Raw genomic sequence first — 20,145 nt, 5'->3', positions numbered from 1 at the left:
TCACGGACCGGTGCGCGCCCCCGGGCCACCCCCCGCCCACACCTCGGCGACCAGCCCCTGCCAGGCGTCCACCACGGCGCCGAGCTCGAAGTGCTCCAACGCGTGCGCCCGGGCGGCCGCGCCGAGGCCCGCACGGTTGCACGCCAGCACCTTGGCCAGCGCCTCGGCGAGGGCGAGCGGGTCCCCGGGGGCGACGAGCGCGCCGGTCGCGCCGTCCCGGACCACCTCGCGCACCCACCCGACGTCGGTGGCGACGGCGGGCACGCCGGCCAGTGCCGCCTCGATCAGCGCGCCGGGCACGCCCTCGCTGTCGCTGGTGAGCAGCAGCGCGTCGGCGGCCCGGTAGAGCGGCGCCGGATCGGGCAGGGCGCCGAGGAAGTGGGCGCGGGCGGCGGCCGGGTGGCGGGCCAGCGTCTCGCGCAGCGGGCCGTCCCCGGCGATGGCCAGCCGGACGTCCGGCAGCCGGTCGAGGACGTCGAGGGCGAGGTCGAGCCGCTTCTCCGGGGCGATCGCGCCGATCCAGGCGACCAGCAGGACGTCGGCGGGCAGGCCGAGCGCGTGCCGGGCGGCGCGCCGGTCGGCCCGGCCGTCGGCGGGCGGATAGCTCTCGGCGGCCCGGGAGTTGGAGATCACGTGCACCTTGCCGTCGGGCAGCCGGAACTGCCCCTCCAGGACGGCGCGGGCCTCGTCGGTGAGCGTGGTGACGGCGGCCGCGCGGTGCATCAGCGCGCCGCCGCGCACCCGGCGCAGCCGGTTCGCCGTCCAGTAGCGGGGGTGGCCGACGGAGACGTAGACGAAGGGGGTGCGGGTGCCGGCCAGGGCGAGGGCGCAGGCCGCCAGGGTGTCGGAGCCGTGGGCGAGCACCACGTCGGCGCCGCGGGCGGCCGCGCGCAGCGCCCGCAGGGTGCCGGGGCGCAGGCGGCCGGAGCCGAGGACGGCGGCGCGTAAGTCCTCCTCGTCGGCGCAGGCGCCGGGGTCCGGGTCGGGCTGCCGGTCGGGCCCGTCGGGGCTGGCGCCCGGACCGGCCCCGGCGCGAACTCCGGTGCGGTCCGCGGCGCGGGGCCCGGGGAGGGCGGGACCGGGGGGCCCGGGGGACGGGTGCGGGGCGAGGGCGCACAGGGCGGAGGCCTGGCCCCGGCGGCGCAGTTCCCGGTGGAGGTCACGGGCGAAGTTCTGGGCGCCGCCGCGGCGTGGATCACTGATCAGGTGCAGGACGCGGGGACGGGTTCCGGCCGGGTCGGCCGACGTATGGTCGGGCATGGACCGACCTTGGCACAGCGCCCCGCGCCGTACAGCCCCTTCGCGCAACCTGGTGGTGGCCCGTGCGCCCGCGTGAATACACCTGATGTGCGCTGGTCGACTGCGGCCGTGCGCCGGTTGCTCCCGTCGTGCGCCCTGTTCCGCCCCCTCTCGCCCTGCCTCGCTCTGCCTCGCCTCGCCGCACCCCGGCGCCCGACCCCGGCCGCCGTACGGCTGGCGGGCCCGACGGCCACCTGCGATGCTGATCACCAGTCAGGGGGCGTCCGGCACGGGAGAACGGACGCGCCCGCAGCGGGCGGGGGTGGCCGGTGCAGGTGCTTCTGGTGGTCGACAGCGTGAACCGGACCGGCGGGGCGGAGCGCGCCCTGGTCTCGATGGCTCCCCAACTGGTGCGCGCCGGCGTCACGTTGGACGTCGCCTACCTCTACGACTCCCCCGGCGGCTGGCAGCCGGAGCTGACCGCGGCGGGCGCCGCCGTGTTCGGCGTCGGCCGACCGACCGGGGCCGCCACCGCCGCCGCGCTGCGCCGGCTGATCCGCGAACGCCGGCCCGATCTCGTCCACACCGCCCGCCACGCCTCGGACGTGCTCGGCCGCACCGCCGCCCTGGCCGCCCGCACCCCGGTGGTTTCCAGCCTCCTCGACCCGGCGTACGGACCGGAGCAGTCGGCGGCACACGGGGCGAGCCCCTGGCGGATGCGCACCGCGCAGGCCCTGGACGCGGCCACCGCCCAGGGCGCCCGCCGCTTCCACGCGCTCACCCGGCACGTGGCCGGCACGATGGCACGGCGGCTGCGCGTCCCCCGGCGCCGGATCGACGTGGTGCCGCGCGGGCTCGACCCGGAGCTGCTGGGCACGGCCACCCCGGAGCGGCGGGCCGCCGTGCGTGGTGCGCTGGAGCTGGCGCAGGACGTGCCGGTGGTGCTGGCCGCCGCCGGCCAGCACCACCGGAAGGGCCTGGACGTGCTGTTGACGGCCTGGCCGGCGATCCGGCGCGCGCAGCCCGGGGCCGTCCTGCTGCTCGCCGGCGCGGCGGGCCCGGAGAGCGCACGGCTGCGGGCGCTCGCCGAGTCCGCCGGGAGCGTCCGCCTGCTCGGGCCGCGCGAGGACGTGGCCGACCTGATGGCCGCTGCCGACGTGCTCGCCGTGCCGTCCCGCTGGGCGGGCCAGGGCGGCACGGCGATCGAGGCGATGGGCGTCGGGGTGCCGCTGGTCTGCGCGGACGTGCCGGCGTTGCGCGAGACGGTCGGCTCGGAGGACTACGCCCGGCTGGTGGCGCCGGAGCGGCCGGCCGAACTGGCGGCGGCGGTCGTCGACACGCTGGACGACCGGGCGGCGGCGCGGGTGCGGGCGAAGGCCGCGCGGGCACGGTTCCTGGCCTCGTTCACGCTGTCCCAGGTGTCCGCGCACATGGTCGAGTTCTACGAGCGCGCGCTGCGGGTGCGGCCGCTCTGACCCCTGCGACCCGGCGGCGGCCGGATCGACCCGTACGCGGAGCGCCCGGGCTGCGCCCGGACCCGGCCGGCGTGTCCTGCGGCCGGTTACGCGGATCGGGTGAACGCGGTTGGACCTCGGCCCGGCCCGGTCGGCAGGATGTCCGGCCGGGGCGCCCGTCGCGCTGCCTCATCTCCCCCTTCCCCGTACGGATTTGGAGTCACCCGGTGTTCAAGGGATTCCGCAGCTTCCTGCTGCGCGGCAACGTGGTGGACCTCGCAGTCGGCATCGTGATCGGCGCGGCCTTCACCGCCGTGGTCACCGGGTTCGTCACCGCCTTCCTCACCCCGCTCATCGGGGTCGCCACCGGCGCCGTCGGCGACTTCACCCAGAAGACCTTCGAGGTGGCCGGCACCCGGTTCCCGTACGGGGTCTTCGTCAACGCGCTGATCGGGTTCGTGCTGGTCGCCGCGGTGATCTACTTCGCCGTGGTGCTTCCGGTCGGCAGGCTGCAGGCGCGCTTCGAGTCGGCCAAGCCGGCGCCGGTCGTGAAGGTCGACTGCCCGGAGTGCCTGAGCCCGATTCCGGCCGCGGCGACCCGCTGTTCCTTCTGCACCTCGGAGGTCGCGGGCCGGCCGGGCCTCCCGGCGCAGGCGCAGGCGTTGCAGGCGAGCTGACCACGGGCCCGAGGCCGCTGACGGGGACTTTATTCCCGAAACATTCACGAGCCCTCGTCGGACCGTCGGCGGGGGCTCGAATGCGCCGGCGCACGCCCTGTCCGCAAAAGTTTCTCCGGCGAGCCCCGAACCGTCCACCGCCCGGTCACCGCAAGGGTTCGCCGCGCCGCCGTCCGGGTACTGTTCGATCACTGACGGCACGCCAAGGTTGTCCGGAACTGAACGCCGGTATGTCCGTTCTTCCTACTTTCGAAACCTTTGTGCGAGCGAAGACTGTGTAAACAGTCGAACTGCTCCCCCTCCCGCTCTCCTCAGCAGGCGCGTTGTGGGCTTACCGTATGCCCCATGACCTCGCCCCGCTCCTACGACGGAGTCGGCTACCCCTCTCCGTCCTTCTCCTCCGGCACGCCGATCTACGACAGCCTCGTGGCTGAGCGCGGCGTCCCCCAGATCGCACCCATCAACGTGCCGGCGGCCCTTCCGCCGGCCATGTCGTCCGGTTACGGGGCCAGCGCCGGCCCGTCCTACGAGAACCGGTACGGCAACGGGTACGAGAGCGCCGGCAGCAACCTCCCCGCGCTGCCGCCCGCCCGCCTCGCCCTGGGCCCCGGCCCGAGCAGCGGCCCCTCCGCCGGTCCCGCCACGGCGTACATCCCCGCGCAGCCCGCGCCGGCGTACGCCTCCGCGCCCCAGCCGCCCGTCCCCGGCTACGGCGCCCCCCAGCAGTACCAGCGGCCGCAGCCCGCCGCACCGGCCTTCGCGCAGACCGCCAGCGGCGGCTACCAGCCGACCGGCGGCCAGAGCTTCGGCGGCCAGAACACCTTCATCGGCGGCCAGGGCGGCCAGCAGTCCTTCGGCGCCCAGCCGATCGGCGGTCCGGGCGCGTTCGGCCCCGGGCAGCCGGGCGGCCAGCCGCAGGGCGGTCCGCAGAGCCTCGGCGGCCAGCAGTCCTTCGGCGGCCCCGGCCAGGCCGGCCCCGGCTTCCAGGGCCAGGGCGGCGACCAGGGCTTCGGCGGCGCCCAGCTGCGCCCGGCCATGGCGCCGGTCCGCCCGATGCAGCCGCAGCGCCCGGGCCCGTACGGCGAGCCCGGCCACAACGCCTACAACGCGGGGGGCCAGCAGGGCGGCTACCAGCAGCAGGGCCAGGGCTACTGAGCCACTGACCTCCAGGGCCGGACCCCACCCGGCCCGCACCCGCACCACCTGAGCACCACCCGGCGCGCTCCCCGCGCCGGGCGTACGGAGAAACGGGTCATCCACGGACCGCCCGGAACGCCCCCCACGGCGTCCCGGGCGGTCCGTGCGCGTACGGGGGCCCTGCGGACCGCCGGGAACCGGCTGGCAGGATGGGGGAATGCAGCTCACCGGACTCCACGTCTACCCCGTCAAGTCCATGTACCGTCTGAGCCCCGACACCGCCGCCGTCGAACCCTGGGGCCTGGCCGGAGACCGCCGCTGGATGCTCGCCGACACCACCGGACGCTTCGTCAGCCAGCGCGAGAACGCCGCCCTCGGCCAGATCAGGCCCGACCTGCTCCCCGACGGCGCGCTCTCCCTCACCGCCCCCGACGGCTCCCGGATCGAGGTCCCCGCGCCCGCCGTCGCAGCCGGCGACCCGCTCGCCGAGGTCGAGGTCTGGGGCACCCGCTTCCGCGCCGCCGAGGCCGCCAAGGAAGCGCACCGGTGGATCGCCGAACACCTCGGCGACTACCGCCTGGTCCACCTGGACGACCCGCACGCCCGGCCGGCCGACCCCGACTACGCCGAGCCCGGCACCACCGTCTCGATGGCCGACGGCTTCCCCCTGCTGCTCACCACCACCGCCTCGCTGGAACGGCTCAACGAACTGATCGCCGCCGAGCACCCCGACGGCCACGAGCCGCTGCCGATGGAGCGCTTCCGCCCCAACGCCGTGGTGGGCGGCGCCGAGCCGTGGGCCGAGGACGGCTGGCGCCGGATCCGGATCGGCGACCTCACCTTCAAGGTCGTCAAGCCCTGCGGCCGCTGCGTCATCACCACCACCGACCAGGAGAGCGGCGAGCGGCGCGGCCCCGAACCACTGCGCACCCTGGCCCGGCACCACCGGCTGCTGAAGAAGGCCGCGTTCGGGCAGAACCTGATCCCGGAGCGGCCGGCCGGCACCACCGGCGACGTGCTCGGCACGCTGCGCGTCGGCGACCGGGTCGAGGTGCTGGAGGACGGGGCGCAGTGGCCCGCCGACGCGCGGGGGTGAACCGGCGGCGCTCCGGTTCACCGGCTCCCCCCGCCGCCGCCCCTGCGGCGCGTCCCCGTCTCGGAACCACAGGTGTGCGCGCTCGTTGAACATGTGGTCGGAACCTGTGGCGAAGGCGCGAGCCCCCGGTGCCCGCGCGACCGCGGCCGACCGGACCACCCATGGAGGCGCGCTACGGTGGGCGGGCGGCCCGCGCGTACGGCCCGTTGAACGCCGGCTCGACGAAGGTGGGGACGACAGACCGTCATGGCAGAGCACAGGGTCCGGGTCACCCAGGACAGCGCATCCCGCTGGCGCCGCCGCGCAGGCGAGTACGACACCCTCGCGGAGGCCCTCGCGGCCGCCGAACCGGGCGACACCGTGACCGTCCGGCCGGGGACGTTCCGGGAGAACGTACTGCTGGACAAGCCCGTGACGATCGTCCCGGCCCAGGGCCCGGGCACCGTCCGGATCGACCCGCCGTCCGGAGTGGCGCTGACCGTCACCGCCGACGCCATCGTCCGCGACCTCGTCGTCGAAGGCGGCGACAGCTCCACCCCGGCCGTCCTGATCACCGGGCCGCAGACCGCACCCTCGCTCAGCGGCTGCCGGATCGAGACCCGCTCCGCCACCGGCATCGAGATCACCGACGGTGCCCGGCCCACCCTGCGCGGCTGCGTCGTCGCCAACCCGGCCGGACTCGGGCTGCGCCTGCGCGGCCCCGGCACCGCCGCCGCCCTGGAGGACTGCGAGGTCGCCGCCGCCGGGCAGGCCGGACTCGCCGTCCTCGGCGGCGCCACCGCCGCCCTCGACCGCTGCCGGGTCCACCACGCCGTCGGCGCCGGCGTCCTGCTCTCCGACCCGGGCAGCGCCGCCGAACTGACCGGCTGCGAGATCTACGAGATCCGCGGCAGCGGCGTCCAGGCCGAATCGCAGGCCCGCGGGCGGCTCGTCGACTGCGAGATCCACCGGGTCACCGGCAACGGCCTGACCCTGGACGGCGAGGCCGAACTCGTCCTCACCGGCTGCCGGGTGCACGACCTGCCGGAGAACGGCGCCGACCTGCGCGGCCGCTCCCGGCTCAGCCTCAACCACAGCACCGTCCGGGACTTCGGGCGCGGGGCGCTCTCGGTCTGGGACCAGGGCACCGAGGCCGTCGCCGAGTCCTGCCAGATCCACGGCTCCACCGGCGAGTACCCGGCGCTGTGGGTCAGCGACGGCGCCCGGCTCACCCTCACCGACTGCTCGCTGTACGACCTGCCGGACGCGCTGTTCGTCCTCGACCGGGACTCCGCCGCCACCGCCGCGGACTGCTCCTTCAGCCGGATCCGCAGCTCGGCGGTCTCGGTCAGCGGCGGCGCGGCGGTGACCCTCACCGGCTGCCGGGTCCAGGAGGCCGGCACCGGCCTGTGGTTCCGCGACCACGGCAGCGGCGGCCTGCTCACCGGCTGCGAGATCTCCGACGTGGCCACCGGGGTGATCGTCACCAAGGGCGCCGACCCGGTGCTGCGCGACTGCACCGTCCGGGCCAGCACCGACGCCGGCGTGTACGTCTCGGCTCAGGGGCGGGGCACCTTCGAGGACTGCCGGGTCTCGCACGGCAAGGGCTTCGGCTTCCACATCATCGACGGCTGCCGCACCCAGCTGACCCGCTGCCGGGCCGAGCAGAACGAGCGGGCCGGCTTCGAGTTCTCCGAACCCGGGCCGGCCGCCGAGGGCTGCACCTCGGACGACGTCGCACCGGCCGCCGGCGCGGCCGAGGTGCCGGGCCCGCGGGCCGCCCAACTGGCCTCCGCCAGTGCCCCGTTGGCCGGGATGGCCGGGAGGGCCGGTGCGGCCGGCACCGCCGCCGCCACGTCCGCCGCGTCGGCCGCCACCTCGGCGATCGCCCCGATCCCGGACTGCCGGCCCGCCGACGAGGCGCTCGCCGAACTGGACGCGCTGGTCGGGCTGGCCACCGTCAAGCAGGAGGTGCGCACGCTCATCGACCTGATCTCGGTCGGCAAGCGCCGCCGCCAGGCCGGGCTCAAAGCGCCCTCGCTGCGCCGGCACCTGGTCTTCACCGGCGCCCCCGGCACCGGCAAGACCACCGTCGCCCGGCTCTACGGCGAGATCCTCGCCTCACTCGGGGTGCTCCAGCGCGGACACCTGGTCGAGGTGGCCCGGGTCGACCTGGTCGGCGAGCACATCGGCTCCACCGCGATCCGCACCGCCGCCGCCTTCGACCGCGCGCGCGGCGGGGTGCTCTTCATCGACGAGGCGTACGCGCTCGCCCCCGAGGACGGCGCGCGCGACTTCGGGCGGGAGGCCATCGACACCCTGGTCAAGCTGATGGAGGACCACCGGGACGAAGTGGTCGTCATCGTGGCCGGCTACACCCTGGAGATGGAGCGCTTCCTCTCCGCCAACCCCGGTGTCTCGTCCCGCTTCTCACGCACCGTCACCTTTCCCGACTACACGGCGGACGAGCTGCTGGAGATCGCCCGGGCCCAGTGCGCCGAGCACGAGTACGCGCTCGCCGAGGCGACCGAGGGCGTGCTGCTGGACCACTTCGCCCGGCTGGAGCGCGGCCCCAACTTCGGCAACGGGCGCACTGCGCGGCAGGTCTTCGAGACCATGGTCGAGCGGCACGCGATGCGGGTCGCCCACCTCGCGGACCCCTCAACGGAGGAGCTCCAACTCCTCGTCCCGGCCGACCTGCCGGGCGCGCCGCTGCCCTGACGCCGGGGGCTCGGCGCTGTGGTGTCGGGCGGGGAGGGCGGCGAACAGATAACAGAGTCTGAAAGCTGTTATCTGAAAGCTGTTATCTGTTATCTGTTCGCTGTCATTCGTTCGCGGTCATTTGTTCGCCGCCGCCAACGCGAGCAGGTGGGCAGGCGGGCGAGCGGGCGGCCGGCGACCTCGGCGTCAGCCCGTCCAGGCGCCGCCGGCGAGGAAGGACTCCAGCACGGCCCGGTACGGCGCGATGTCGATCCGCTCGCCGGCCAGCCAGTCGTCCGAGTAGTACTTGTCCAGGTAGCGGTCGCCCGGGTCGCAGATCAGACCGACCACGCTGCCCCGCCGCCCCGCCGCCCGCATCTCGGCGACGATCTTCAGCGCGCTCCACAGCCCCGTCCCGGTGGACGCCCCCGCCTTCTTCCCGAGCACCTGCTCCAGCACCCGCACGGCGGCGATGGAGGCGGCGTCCGGCACCTTCATCATCCGGTCGATCGCCCCCGGGACGAAGCTCGGCTCCATCCGGGGCCGTCCGATGCCCTCGATCCGCGAGCCCCGCTCGCAGACGGCGTCCGGGTCGTGGTGCACCCAGCCGTCGAAGAAACAGGAGTTCTCCGGATCGGCGACGCAGATCCGGGTGTCGTACTGCATGTAGTGCACGTACCGGGCGATGGTCGCCGAGGTGCCGCCCGTCCCGGCGGTGGCGACGATCCAGGCCGGCTCGGGGTGCGGCTCCAGGCGCAGCTGGGCGAAGACCGACTCGGCGATGTTGTTGTTGCCGCGCCAGTCGGTGGCCCGCTCGGCGTAGGTGAACTGGTCCATGTAGTGCCCGCCGGTGCTCTCGGCGAGCCGGGAGGAGGCCTCGTACACCTCGTCCGAGCGGTCGACCAGGTGGCACTCGCCGCCGTGGAACTCGATCAGGTCGATCTTGGACTGGCTGGTGCTCTTGGCCATGACCGCGATGAACGGCACCCCGACGAGCTGCGCGAAGTACGCCTCCGAGACGGCGGTGGAGCCGCTGGAGGCCTCGATCACCGGCTTGCCGGGGCGGATCCAGCCGTTGCAGAGCCCGTGGAGGAAGAGCGAGCGGGCGAGGCGGTGCTTGAGCGAGCCGGTCGGGTGGGTGGACTCGTCCTTGAGGTAGAGGTCGATCCCCCACTCGCCCGGCAGCGGGAAGCGCAGCAGGTGGGTGTCGGCGGAGCGGTTGGCGTCGGCCTGGACCTTGCGCACCGCCTCCTTGAGCCAGGCGCGGTACTGCGGGTCGGTCCGGTCGACGTCGACGGTCGGTTCGATGCCGGTGGTCGGCGCGACGTCGACGGTCGGCTCGACGGTCGGCTCGACGCTCGCGGTCGACTCGAAGCCGCTCGCTCCGCCGGACTGGGTCCCGCCGGGTTGGGTGCTCATGGCCACTCTCCCTCGTTACGACCCCCCACTGCTCACTACGAGTGTATGAGAGTCACGATAAGTGACCGTTTTCGCAGTCCCAGCTTCCGCTTATCGCCCCTGGTCCGACCTGTCGCCCCCAGCCCGACGCCCGGCCCCGGGTTCAGCCCGCCGTCACCGACTGCGGGTCCGCCAGGTACGGCCCCCAGCCCAGCTCCGCCGCACCCGCGAGCGCGCCGTGCGCCAGCTCCGCGCCGACGATCGGCACCCGCCCGCTGCGCCCCCAGAGGCTGCGCTCGGCGACCACCGCGCGCAGCCGCTCGGGCGCGGCCTCCAGCAGGTCGAGGTGGAGCCCGCTGAGGACCACCCGGTCCGGGTTGAGGATGTTGGCGACGCCCGCGAGTCCGAGCCCGAGCCGGTCGATGACGTGTTCCACGGCGGCCCGCGCGCGCTCGTCGGTGGCGGCCGCCCGGCACAGTTCGCGCGCCTGGTCGAGCAGCGGGCGCCCCGGTTCGGGGGTGAGCCCGGCGGCGGCGAACAGTGCGTCGGGGTCGGTCTCGGAGTTCAGGCAGCCCCGGTTGCCGCACGGGCAGAGCCGGCCCTGCGGGTCGACGGTGAGGTGGCCGACCTCCAGGGCCAGCCCGGCGCTGCCGGTGTGCAGATGGCCGTCGATCACCAGCGCACCGCCGACGCCGCGGTGGCCGGAGGTGACGAGGAGCAGGTGCCGGGCGCCGCGCCCGGCACCGTGCCGGTACTCGGCGAGCGCGGCGAGGTTGGCGTCGTTGGCGAGGGCGGTGGGCAGTGGCCGACGGGCGCCGGGGCCGTGGTCGGCGCGGCCCACCTCGACGTCGTACAGGTCGGCGACCGGGGTGCCGCTGGGCCAGGCGAAGTGCAGTGCGGCGAGCGCGGCGCCGTCGGGTTCGGTGACCGGGTTGGGCAGGGCGAGCGCGGCGCCGAGGCAGCGCCGGCTGGTCGCGCGGGCGAGTTCGGCGCCCGCCTCGGCGACGGCGCGCAGCATCCGGACGGGGTCGGTGGCGGCGGGCAGCGGCAGGTGGACGGGCGGGTCGAGCAGGCCGCCGAGGCCGGCCAGGGTGACGCTCAGCCCGTCGGCGTGGATCTGCCCCGCGACCACGACCGGGCCCTGCGGGTCGATCGCGAGCCGGTGCGAGGGGCGTCCGCGTCCGCCGCCGGCCGGGCGCGAGTCGACGGTGATCAGCCCGAGCGCCTCCAGTTCGGCCGTGACGGCCCCGGCGGTGGCCCGGGTGACGTCCAGCGCGCGGGTGAGCGCCGAGCGGGTGGGCGTCTGTCCGGTGTGGATGAGCGAGAGCGCGGGGCCGAGCAGCGTCCGACCGCGATCGGGGGCCGCGCGGCGGTGGGCGTCGCGCTGCGCTTCGAGGTCGGTTCCGGAACCTGGTCGCGGACTTGAAGGTGAGAGCTGCACGCCCCTATTGTGACTTTGTGCCGCTTCGAAACAAAATCCGCCCGCGTCCTCGACCCGACCAGACCTCCCCCCAGTCTCTCAGCACACCCCCCGGCACGGACAGCCCCTGGGGCTCGGCACGGCTCGCACTCACCGCGTTCTTCGCCGTCGACGGCTTCCTCTTCGCCGCCTGGGTGGTCCGCATCCCGGACATCCGCAGCCAGGTCAACGCCTCGCACAGCGCCCTCGGACTGGCCCTGCTCTGCCTGTCGATCGGCGCCGTCCTCACCATGCCGCTCGTCGGGCGGCTGTGCCTGCGGTACGGCTCGCGCCCGGTGACCGTCGGCTCGCTCGCCCTGCTCAGCCTCGCCGTCCCGCTGCCCGCACACGCCCACTCGGTCACCGCGCTCGGCGGCGTGCTGCTGCTCTTCGGCGCCGGGTACGGCGGCGCCAACGTCGCGATGAACAGCGCAGCCGTCGACCTGGTGGCGCAGCTGCGACGGCCCGTCATGCCGAGCTTCCACGCCGGGTACAGCCTCGGCGGTCTGCTCGGCGCGGGCCTCGGCGGGCTCCTCGCCGGTGCGCTGAGCACCGCCTGGGCGCTCGCGCTCGGCGGTCTGCTCGGCCTCGCCGTCACCGCCGCCGCAGGCGTCGTCCTGCTGCGCAGCCCGGCCGCGCCGCTGGTCGCGCCCGGCCGCACAGGCGACGGCGACGCCACGGGCGACGACGCGAACGGCCACGGCACCCGCGCCACGGCCGGCCGCACCGCACCGCACCTGCGGCTGCTCGTCCTGCTGCTCGGCCTCACCGCGCTGTGCACCGCGTACGGCGAGGGCGCGATCGCCGACTGGACCACCCTCCACCTCACCGACGACGTCCACGCCAGCCCCGGGACGGCCGCCGCCGGGTACGCCGCGTACGCCTTCGCCATGACCAGCGGACGGGTCGGCGGCACCTGGCTGTCCATCCGGCTCGGCCAGACCCGGCTGATGCTGCTCGGCGGCCTGACCGCGGCGGCCGGCATGCTGGTCGCCGCCCTCGCCCCGGTGGTGCCGCTGGCCGTCTGCGGGTTCGTCCTGGTCGGCCTCGGCCTCGCCAACCTCTTCCCCCTCGCGATCGCCCGGGCCGGTGCGGCGGGCGGCCCGCAGGGCGTCGCGTTCGCCTCGACGCTCGGGTACGGCGGCATGCTGATCGGTCCGGTGGTGATCGGCTTCCTCGCCGACGCGGCGGGGCTGCCGATGGCCCTGACCACCGTCGCGGTGGCGGCCACGGCGGCGGCGCTCCTGCCGCTGGCCGTCCGTCGGCGCTGACCGTCCGTCGGCGTTGGCCGCCCGCCGGCGCTGACCGCCTGTCGGCGCTGACGGGAGCACCCGGGTCGTCGGCACGGCCGGTCCGACCGTCCCCACCGCCGACGGCCCCGGGCGACGCCCGACGCGGCCGCGCGCGGACGTGGTGGCAGGATGCGGGCCATGACGAGCAGCGGACGGATCCAGGTACTGCGGGCGGCCGAGCGCCCGGCCACGGCGTGGCTCAACGGGGGCGGGGTGACCAGGGAGGTCGCCGGTTTCCCCGTCGGGGCCGGGCTGGACGCCTTCGACTGGCGGGTCAGCCTCGCGGACGTCGCGTCGGCCGGGCCGTTCTCGCCGTTCCCCGGCGTCGACCGGGTGATCACCCTGGTCGAGGGCCCCGGCATGACGCTCACCGTCGACGGCGCCGAGCAGCTGGTCGACGCGCCCTTCCGCCCCTTCGCCTTCCCCGGTGACGCCGTGACGGACTGCCGGCTGTCGGCCGGCCCGGTGGTCGACTTCAACGTGATGACCCGTCGCGGCCGGGTCGCCGCCGCCGTGGACGTGCTGACCGCACCGGCCGTCGCGGACGTCCCGCCGGGGGCGACCGTCCTGCTGGTCTGCCTCGCCGGTTCGGCCGCCGTCGACGGTGACACAGTGCTCGACCGCTACGACGCCGCACTGCTGGAGGGGGCCGGTCCACGCGAGGTGCTGGTCCGGGTCGGCGGGGTCACCGCCGTGGTCACGCTCCGCCCGTCGCGCTGACACCGAGGATCCGGGGCGCACGGGCGCACGGGCGCACGGACACCGGAACGCCGCGGCCCGGGAGGGAGGTCTCCCGGGCCGCAGCGTTCCGGTGGGTGCGGCTCAGCCGCAGAACACCGGTGTGGCGTGCGCCGGATCCAGGGCGTTGGTCACCAGGTGCAGCGCCGTCGGCGAGAACGCGATCGCCACGTGCTCGGCGAGCGTGATCGGGCAGTGGTTCTGCAGCACCTCGTTGTCGACGGCCGGGCCGGTCAGGAACTGGGTCCGCCACGGGGTGACGACCTCGTCGTACACGGTCGAGATCACCGTGTAGCTCACGCCCGGCACGGTGTCCGGGCGGGAGGCCATCGTGCGGTTGAAGTCGGAGCCCACCGCCTGGTCGCGGCAGGCCTGGCAGACGGTGAAGATCAGGTCCGCGACGCCGGGGAAGTACGGCACGAGCTTGGTGATCCCGTCGAGCGTCGTGCCGTGGTTGGACGGCGCCAGGCCGACCAGCCGGCCGACCTTCGCGGCCCCGCCGAGGAACTTCAGGTAGTAGTTCGGCAGCATGCCGCCCTGCGAGTGCCCGACGATGTCGACCTTGGCCGCGCCGGTCGCTTTCAGCACCAGGTCGACGAACCGCCCGAGTTGGGCGGCCGACTCGGGCACCGGGCCCAGGCCGCCGATCGGCAGCAGCAGGCCGCTGCCGCTGGAGGTGATGCCCGGGATGGTGCCGTAGTCGAGCGCGAAGACGCAGTACCCGAGGCCCTTCAGCAGCGGGGAGAGCGCGAGCCAGTTCTCGTAGCGGTTGGCGAAGGTGCCGTGCACGAGGACCACCGGATCGGGGTGGGCGGCGCTCGGGCGGCAGTTCCAGTCGTTGGCGCCGGGCGGCGAGGCCACCGAGTCACCGTCGGGCGGCAGTTCGGCGGCGGCGGAGGTGGCGGCAGCGCTGAGGGAGCGGGCGGCGGCGGGCGCGACGGAGGGGGACGTCACGGCGCTCGCCGGGGCGGCCGACGCGCCGGCCAGCATTGCGCCCGCCAGCACGGTCGCGCCGATGGCCCCGCCGAGCCTGCGGCGCACGGGAGTTGCGGAGAAGCGGAGAAGTGGGGTTCTCAACTGTTGCCTCCACGGCGGAAGTTTGTTACCAACAGGTAACCCGAGTGGCTCCATCATGCGGTCGCCCCTCCGGCCCGGCCCTTGGGCGTTCCCCAGACCTGGACGGTGTTCTCTGTGACCGGTCACAACGCACCCGCCGCCTCGCCCGGCCGCTCACCCGACGCCACACCCCCCTCCGAGCCGCACTCCGCGCCCGCCTCCGTGCCCCCCTCCGCAGCCGACCGCACACCCGTCCGTGCGCCCGAGCCCACCGCCGTCCCCGACCACACCACCGTGCGCGCGCCCGACCGCACCGCCGACCGCACGCCCGGCTGGCGCGTCCCGGTGATCGGCGGCCGACCGGCCGACCAACGACTCCTGGGCGGTGTACGCCAGTTGGCCGAGAGCGTGGTCGCCGCCCTGCTGGACCGCGTGCCGGTGTACCACCGCCTGCCCCACGAACAGCTCACCGGCGAACTCACCCGCGACACCGAGCGCCGGATCCGCGCCCTGGCCCACGCCGTCCGCACCGGACTCCCCGCCCCCGACGAGGAGTTCGCCGCCGTCCGGGAGGCCGCCGCCCGCCGCGCCGAGGAGGGCCTGCCGCTGGACGCCGTCCTGCTCGCCCACCACCTCGGGCTGGAGGTCTGCTGGGAGTTCGTCACCCGGCACGCCCGCGACGGCGACGCCGCCGACCTGCTCGTCCTCAACCGGCTGCTGCTCGACCAGCTCCGCCAGGCCACCACCGCCGCCGGCGCCGGCTACCTCGACGAACGCCGCCCGACCGGCGACCGGCGCGGCGCCGCCCGGCAGTCGCTGCTCACCGCACTGCTCGCCGGCACCCCGGCGGACGAGGCCGCCGCCCGGGCCGGGCTCCAACTGCCGCCCCGGTACGCCGTCCTGTGCCTGGCCGTCGCCGACCACCCCGACGAGCACACCCCCGGCGTCGACCCGGGCATCGCCGGCCGCCGCAAGCTCCGCCGGCTAGTCGCCGAACTCGACCACCGGACACGGCAGTCGGCGATCACCGCGCTCACCCCCTCGGGCGGCCTCGTGCTCGTCCCGCTCGGGCCGCCCCCGGAGGCCCGGCCGGGCCTCCGGCCGGAGAGAGCGTCCGGGCGCCCCGGCACGCCCGCCGAACTCCCGTGGCAGCACCTCGCCGCCACCGTCGCCGCGGCCGCCCGGGCCGGAGGCGTCCCCGTCCTGGCCGCGGCGGCGTCCGCCGCACCCTGCGAGGTACCGGGCGCGGCCGCGCTCGCGTACGAAGTCCTGGACGTGGCCCGCGCGTTCGACCGTCCACCCGGCCTGTACCGGCTCGACGACGTCCTGCTCGAATACCAGCTCACCCGCCCCAGCCAGGCCCGCTCCCGACTCGCCGCACTGCTCGAACCACTGGCCGACGGCGGCGAGTTGCTCACCACCCTGCGCACCCACCTGGCCGGCGGGCTCAACCGGCGGCACACCGCGGGCGCCCTGCACCTGCACCCGAACACCGTCGACTACCGGCTGCGCCGGATCGCCGCCCTCACCGGCCTCGACCCCGCCCGCCCCGCCGACGTCCTGCGGATCACCGCCGCCATCGCCGCCCGCGCCGCCGAACAGGCCCCCGCAGTCCGATAGCGACGTACCGGCACCCGCCCCACCGGGAACGGCGGCGCGGGTGCATCAGCCCTGCTCCCCCGGCAACCGCAGGTCCCACCCCACCAGGGCCCGCAGTTGCTCCGCCGTCACGCCGTCCGGCACCGGCTGGGGTGCGTCGTGGCGCAGCGGCGGCTGCCAGCCCTCCTCGGCCGTCCAACGGCGGACCACCTTGGCCGGCGCCCCGGCCACCACGCTGTGGTCGGGCACCTCGCCGCGCACCACCGCGCCCGCCGCGACCACCACGTTGCGGCCGATCCGGGCCCCCGGCAGGATCACCGCTCCGGTGCCGATCCAGCTCCCGGCACCGATCTCCACCGGTTCGTTGCGCGGCCACTGCTTGCCGATCGGCAGGTCGGTGGACCGGTACTCGTGCGCCTGGTCGGAGATGTAGACACCGGGCCCGGTCCACACGTCGTCGCCGAGGACGATCGACTGGTGGCCCACGATGTGGCTGTCCCGGCCGATCACACAGCCGCCGCCGATCCGTACGATCGGCTCGGGCCCGAGGTCGAGGCCGGGCAGGAAACCGGCGCTGATGGTGACCCGCTCGCCGATGATCGAGAACGGCCCGATGGTGATCCACTGCTCGTTGAAGACCGCGCCGAGCGGGAACGCCAGTGTCGTACCGTCGCCCAACTCGCCGAACCGGTACGGCCCCGGGCTCTGCCGGGTGACCGCACCGGTCCGCTGCACCCAGCGCCAGCCCCGGTGGACGAGGCGGCCGGCGGCACGGCGGCCACCGGCTCGGACCGCGGAGAGCAGCGAACGGGTTATCGGCATGCCCTCACGTTACCGGCCCGTAGGGTCCGGCCGGCCGCCGGGCGGTCAACATCACACCGGCCCCGCACCCACCCTGGCCTGCGGCCTCCCACGGCCAGGCCCGACCCTCCACCCGGGCGGGTCCGAAAACCGCAACCGGCCGGCGGGCTCCGGTGCAACACTCCCCCCATGGAGATCACCGAACACATCGACGCCCTGCGCCGCGAGGGCACCCTGCTCGCCGAAGCGGCCGCCCGTACCGACCTCGCCGCCCCCGTACCGACCTGCCCGGACTGGAGCCTCAACGACCTGCTGAGGCACGTCGGAAACGTCCACCGCTGGGCCGCCGCCTACCCCTCCCAGGGCCTGCCCGCGCCCCTCGACGAGGACGGCAGGCGGGCCGTGATCGGGCCGGCGCCGTCCGACGCGGCACTGCTCGACTGGTTCCGCGAAGGCCACGCCGCCCTGGTGGACACGCTCACCCGGGCCCCGGCCGACGTCGAGTGCTGGAGCTTCCTCCCGTCGCCCAGCCCGCTCGGGTTCTGGGCCCGCCGCCAGGCGCACGAGACCGCCGTCCACCGCGCCGACGCCGACGCGGCGGCCGGCACCGAGGGCCCCAGGGTGGACACCGCTCTCGCCCTCGACGGCATCGACGAACTGCTGGGCGGCTTCGTGGCCAGCAGCCGCTCCCGGCTGCGCAGCGAACGGACCCGCACCATCGGGGTCCGGACCACCGACGGCCCCGGCTCCTGGCAGCTGACCATCACCCAGGAGCCGCCGGCCGTCGGCACGGGCGGCACCGCCGAACCGGCCGACCTCACCCTCACCGGCCCCGCCCACGACCTGTACCTGCTGCTGTGGAACCGGCTCCCGGTCGGGTCCGCGCAGGTCGAACTCGCCGGCGACGAGGCGCTGCTCGAACTCTGGCGGACCAGCGCGGTCATCGGCTGAGGCCGCGCTGCACGTAGCGCGCCGCGGGTAACGCGCCGCGGGTAGCGTGCCGCGGGTAGCGTGCCGCGCGCTGGGATCAGGGGCCGGGGGGGGTGGAGCGGCCCGGGTTCAGCGCACCCAGCGCGCGGGCCGCTTCTCCAGGAACGCCCGCATCCCCTCCTGCGCCTCCGCCGACCCGAACAGCCGCGCCGACAGCTCCACCAGCCCCTCCGCGTCCCGCTCGAAGGACCGCACCACCTCGGCGTTGGCCAGCCGCTTGGACTCCGCCAGCCCCTGCGGGGAGCCCTGGCGCAGCGCGTCCAGCAGGCCCTTCAACGCGACCCCGGTGTCCTCGGCGGACTCGGTGGCGCGGGTGATCAGGCCGATCCGGGCGGCCTCGGCGGCGTCGAAGACCTCACCGGTGAGGTAGTAGCGGGAGGCGGCGCGCGGGTCCAGCTTGGGGCGCAGCGGCAGCGAGATCACGGCGGGCGCGAGGCCGAGCCGGACCTCGGTGAACGCGAAGGTCGCGGCCGGCCCGGCGAGGGCGAGGTCCGCCGCGCCGATCAGGCCGAGGCCACCGGCCCGGGCGTGCCCGTCGATCACGGCGATCACCGGCTTGGTGCAGTCGACGATCGCCCGCTGCAGCTCGACCAGTCCGCGCGGGCCGACCGTCGGGTCCGCGCCGGTCGCCTCGGACAGGTCCGCACCCGCGCAGAACACCTTGCCGGTGTGCCCGAGCACCACGGCCCGGACCTCCGGGTCGGCCGCGGCGACCGCCAGACCGGCGTGCAGCTCGGCCATCAGCCGGGTGGAGAGTGCGTTGCGGTTGTGCGGCGAGTCGAGGGTGATCGTGGTGACGGCGTCGGCGGTGGTGACGCGGACGAGGGGCTCTGCGCTGGTCATCGGCGGGGCCTGCCTTCCGGCTGAGGGTGGGTCGGACTGCCGCGCCGCCCAGGGTGCCCGGGCGACGCCCGGACGACTCTGGCACGCCCACCCGCCCCTCGGCCAGAGCCAATCCCGCCCGAGGCGCTGATCGGGATCGAGGCCCTCACGCTCGTCCAGGAGCAGCCGCGTCACCGAGCCTCGGCGTCCCCTCCCCGTCGCCCGGCCCACCGGACGGCGGGGCCCATCGCCAGGCCCGCCGCCGCCAGCACCGCACCCAGGACGGCCCAGCCGGCCAGACCGAACCCGATCACGGCAGTGCTGACCAAGGCCGGACCGGCCATCATCGACGCCGCCGAACCCGCGTTGTACACGCCCTGGTAGGCGCCGTGGTCGCGCTCCCCCGCGAGGTCGTAGCTGAGCGCCCAGCCGCCGGCCTGGCCGAACACCTCGCCCAGCGACTGCAGCGCGATGCCGCCGAGCACCACCACGGCGGCGACGAGCGCGGGCAGGCCGTGCGCGAGGCCGACGACCAGGCACGAGGCGGCGAGCAGCAGCCCCCCGCGGCCGCAGAGCCGGGCGGCCGTCGCCCGGTCCTCCGTCCCCCGGGTGGCCCGCACCTGAAGGGCGATCACCAGCAGGGTGTTGACGATCAGGGTGCCCGCGACGGTGATCCGGGGCGCCTCGGTGTCATGGACGATCCACAGCGGCACGCCGACCTCCAGGACGGCGAACTGCAGGGCGAGGACCGCGTTCAGCACCGTCACGACCAGGAACGGGCCGTCCCGCAGCGCCGGATTGCGCCGCTTGCCCCGCCGGGCACCGCCGTCCCCCGGTTCCGCGGACGGCGCGACCGGGGCCGGGTGCGCGTGGGCGGGGAGGCGGTGGGCGGGGAGGCGGTGGGCGGGGAGGCGGTGGAACAGCACGGCGACGACCACGAAGGAAGCGGCGTCGGCCAGAATCGCCGTCAGATAGGCCGGCTTGGTGTCCACCTGGAGCGCGATCGCGCCGACGGCCGTCCCCAGGCAGATGCCCACGTTGGTCACCACCCGCAGGTAGGCCCGGCCCGCCACCCGGCGGTCGGGCGGCAGCACCTCGGCGTAGAGCGCGTTCCGCACGGCGGCGGACCCGCGGTCGACGGCCGCGACCCCGCAGGCCAGCACCACGAAGGCCGGATAGCTGTGCACGAGCGTGTACCCGGCGGTGCCGACCGCCTGCACCGCGACCAGCACGACCAGCACCGGCCGGGCACCCCAACGGTCGGCGGCCCGCCCGGCCGGCACGCTCGCGACGACGCCGCACAGGCCGGCGGCTGTCAGCCCGAGCCCCAGCTGGGCGGGGCTCAGACCGAGCACCCGGGTGAAGAACAGCACCGCGACGGACAGGGACAGGCCGCTGCCGATCGTGTTGACCAGAGTGATCCCGGCCAGCCGCCGGACCATCGGGTCGGGGTGCAGCCGCCGTCGCACGACGCTGACGAGCCCGCCGCCGGCCTGCGGGTCTGCGGTGTCTCCGGGGTCTGCGGTCGTTGCGATCGTTGCGGTGTCTGCGGTGTCTGCGGTGCTTGCGGTGCTTGCGGTGCTTGCGGTGGTTGCCGTGATGGCGGCGCCTCCGGGCATGGCGGGGTCGGGTCCGGACGTCTCCGCCGGCGAGGTGGTGGTCATGTGCTGATCACACCGCCCGACGGCCCGGGTCCGGTACTCCTTTA

At 75.5% G+C, this 20,145-nt stretch carries 16 protein-coding genes; 9 read left to right on the top strand and 7 right to left on the bottom strand.

Features of this window, described 5'->3' with window-relative positions; translation table 11 throughout:
- The gene (locus tag ACFWPT_RS25765) at positions 1 to 1,260 is read right to left on the bottom strand and encodes a glycosyltransferase family 4 protein (protein ID WP_380484541.1); all 1,260 of its coding nucleotides are present in this window, start codon (positions 1,258 to 1,260) and stop codon (positions 1 to 3) included.
- Positions 1,261 to 1,583: 323 nt separating this feature from the next.
- Between ACFWPT_RS25765 and ACFWPT_RS25760 the strand changes: the two genes are divergently transcribed.
- From ACFWPT_RS25760 to ACFWPT_RS25740, 5 genes are all read left to right on the top strand, one after another.
- A complete protein-coding gene (locus ACFWPT_RS25760) occupies positions 1,584 to 2,714 on the top strand; it encodes a glycosyltransferase family 4 protein (protein ID WP_380484539.1) in 1,131 nt (376 codons plus the stop codon).
- 206 nt (positions 2,715 to 2,920) lie between these two features.
- Positions 2,921 to 3,370, top strand: coding sequence for a large conductance mechanosensitive channel protein MscL (gene mscL, locus ACFWPT_RS25755; RefSeq protein WP_063350160.1), 450 nt, complete (start codon positions 2,921 to 2,923; stop codon positions 3,368 to 3,370).
- A 345-nt stretch (positions 3,371 to 3,715) separates the two neighbouring features.
- Entirely contained in the window at positions 3,716 to 4,525 is an 810-nt protein-coding gene (locus tag ACFWPT_RS25750; protein ID WP_063350159.1) for a DUF6643 family protein, read from the top strand.
- A 199-nt stretch (positions 4,526 to 4,724) separates the two neighbouring features.
- A complete protein-coding gene (locus ACFWPT_RS25745) occupies positions 4,725 to 5,603 on the top strand; it encodes an MOSC domain-containing protein (RefSeq protein WP_380379308.1) in 879 nt (292 codons plus the stop codon).
- Between the two features lie 246 nt (positions 5,604 to 5,849).
- On the top strand, positions 5,850 to 8,303 hold the full coding sequence (locus ACFWPT_RS25740; protein ID WP_380484536.1) for a right-handed parallel beta-helix repeat-containing protein: 2,454 nt from the start codon (positions 5,850 to 5,852) through the stop codon (positions 8,301 to 8,303).
- Between the two features lie 186 nt (positions 8,304 to 8,489).
- Here the strand turns inward: ACFWPT_RS25740 and ACFWPT_RS25735 are convergent, their stop codons facing one another.
- Complete coding sequence (locus ACFWPT_RS25735) at positions 8,490 to 9,701, bottom strand: PLP-dependent cysteine synthase family protein (protein ID WP_380484534.1); 1,212 nt, start codon at positions 9,699 to 9,701, stop codon at positions 8,490 to 8,492.
- A gap of 142 nt (positions 9,702 to 9,843) precedes the next feature.
- A complete protein-coding gene (locus tag ACFWPT_RS25730) occupies positions 9,844 to 11,121 on the bottom strand; it encodes an ROK family protein (RefSeq protein ID WP_380379314.1) in 1,278 nt (425 codons plus the stop codon).
- 17 nt (positions 11,122 to 11,138) lie between these two features.
- On the opposite strand from ACFWPT_RS25730, the gene ACFWPT_RS25725 reads away from it, so the two are divergent.
- Together ACFWPT_RS25725 and ACFWPT_RS25720 are read left to right on the top strand one after the other, a co-directional pair.
- A complete protein-coding gene (locus ACFWPT_RS25725) occupies positions 11,139 to 12,410 on the top strand; it encodes an MFS transporter (RefSeq protein WP_380484531.1) in 1,272 nt (423 codons plus the stop codon).
- 159 nt (positions 12,411 to 12,569) lie between these two features.
- A complete protein-coding gene (locus ACFWPT_RS25720) occupies positions 12,570 to 13,151 on the top strand; it encodes a HutD family protein (protein WP_380484529.1) in 582 nt (193 codons plus the stop codon).
- Between the two features lie 102 nt (positions 13,152 to 13,253).
- Here the strand turns inward: ACFWPT_RS25720 and ACFWPT_RS25715 are convergent, their stop codons facing one another.
- Positions 13,254 to 14,159: an esterase/lipase family protein gene (locus ACFWPT_RS25715; RefSeq protein ID WP_380379347.1), complete on the bottom strand. Its 906-nt coding sequence runs from the start codon at positions 14,157 to 14,159 to the stop codon at positions 13,254 to 13,256.
- Between the two features lie 201 nt (positions 14,160 to 14,360).
- Here ACFWPT_RS25715 and ACFWPT_RS25710 point away from each other — a divergent pair, with 201 nt between their 5' ends.
- A complete protein-coding gene (locus ACFWPT_RS25710) occupies positions 14,361 to 15,845 on the top strand; it encodes a helix-turn-helix domain-containing protein (RefSeq protein ID WP_380484527.1) in 1,485 nt (494 codons plus the stop codon).
- Positions 15,846 to 15,890: 45 nt separating this feature from the next.
- On the opposite strand, the gene ACFWPT_RS25705 is transcribed toward ACFWPT_RS25710, so the two are convergent.
- Positions 15,891 to 16,646, bottom strand: coding sequence for an acyltransferase (locus ACFWPT_RS25705; protein ID WP_380379322.1), 756 nt, complete (start codon positions 16,644 to 16,646; stop codon positions 15,891 to 15,893).
- A gap of 168 nt (positions 16,647 to 16,814) precedes the next feature.
- On the opposite strand from ACFWPT_RS25705, the gene ACFWPT_RS25700 reads away from it, so the two are divergent.
- A complete protein-coding gene (locus tag ACFWPT_RS25700; protein WP_380484525.1) occupies positions 16,815 to 17,576 on the top strand; it encodes a maleylpyruvate isomerase family mycothiol-dependent enzyme in 762 nt (253 codons plus the stop codon).
- A gap of 108 nt (positions 17,577 to 17,684) precedes the next feature.
- On the opposite strand, the gene ACFWPT_RS25695 is transcribed toward ACFWPT_RS25700, so the two are convergent.
- Complete coding sequence (locus ACFWPT_RS25695; protein ID WP_063350153.1) at positions 17,685 to 18,458, bottom strand: enoyl-CoA hydratase family protein; 774 nt, start codon at positions 18,456 to 18,458, stop codon at positions 17,685 to 17,687.
- Between the two features lie 170 nt (positions 18,459 to 18,628).
- Positions 18,629 to 20,101, bottom strand: a complete 1,473-nt coding sequence (locus tag ACFWPT_RS25690) for an MFS transporter (RefSeq protein ID WP_380484522.1) — start codon at positions 20,099 to 20,101, stop codon at positions 18,629 to 18,631.
- Between the last annotated feature and the right edge of the window lie 44 nt (positions 20,102 to 20,145).

This window comes from Kitasatospora sp. NPDC058478, assembly GCF_042720345.1.
In the GTDB taxonomy this organism is placed as follows: domain Bacteria; phylum Actinomycetota; class Actinomycetes; order Streptomycetales; family Streptomycetaceae; genus Kitasatospora.
This window is presented reverse-complemented; position numbering and strand designations above follow the sequence as displayed.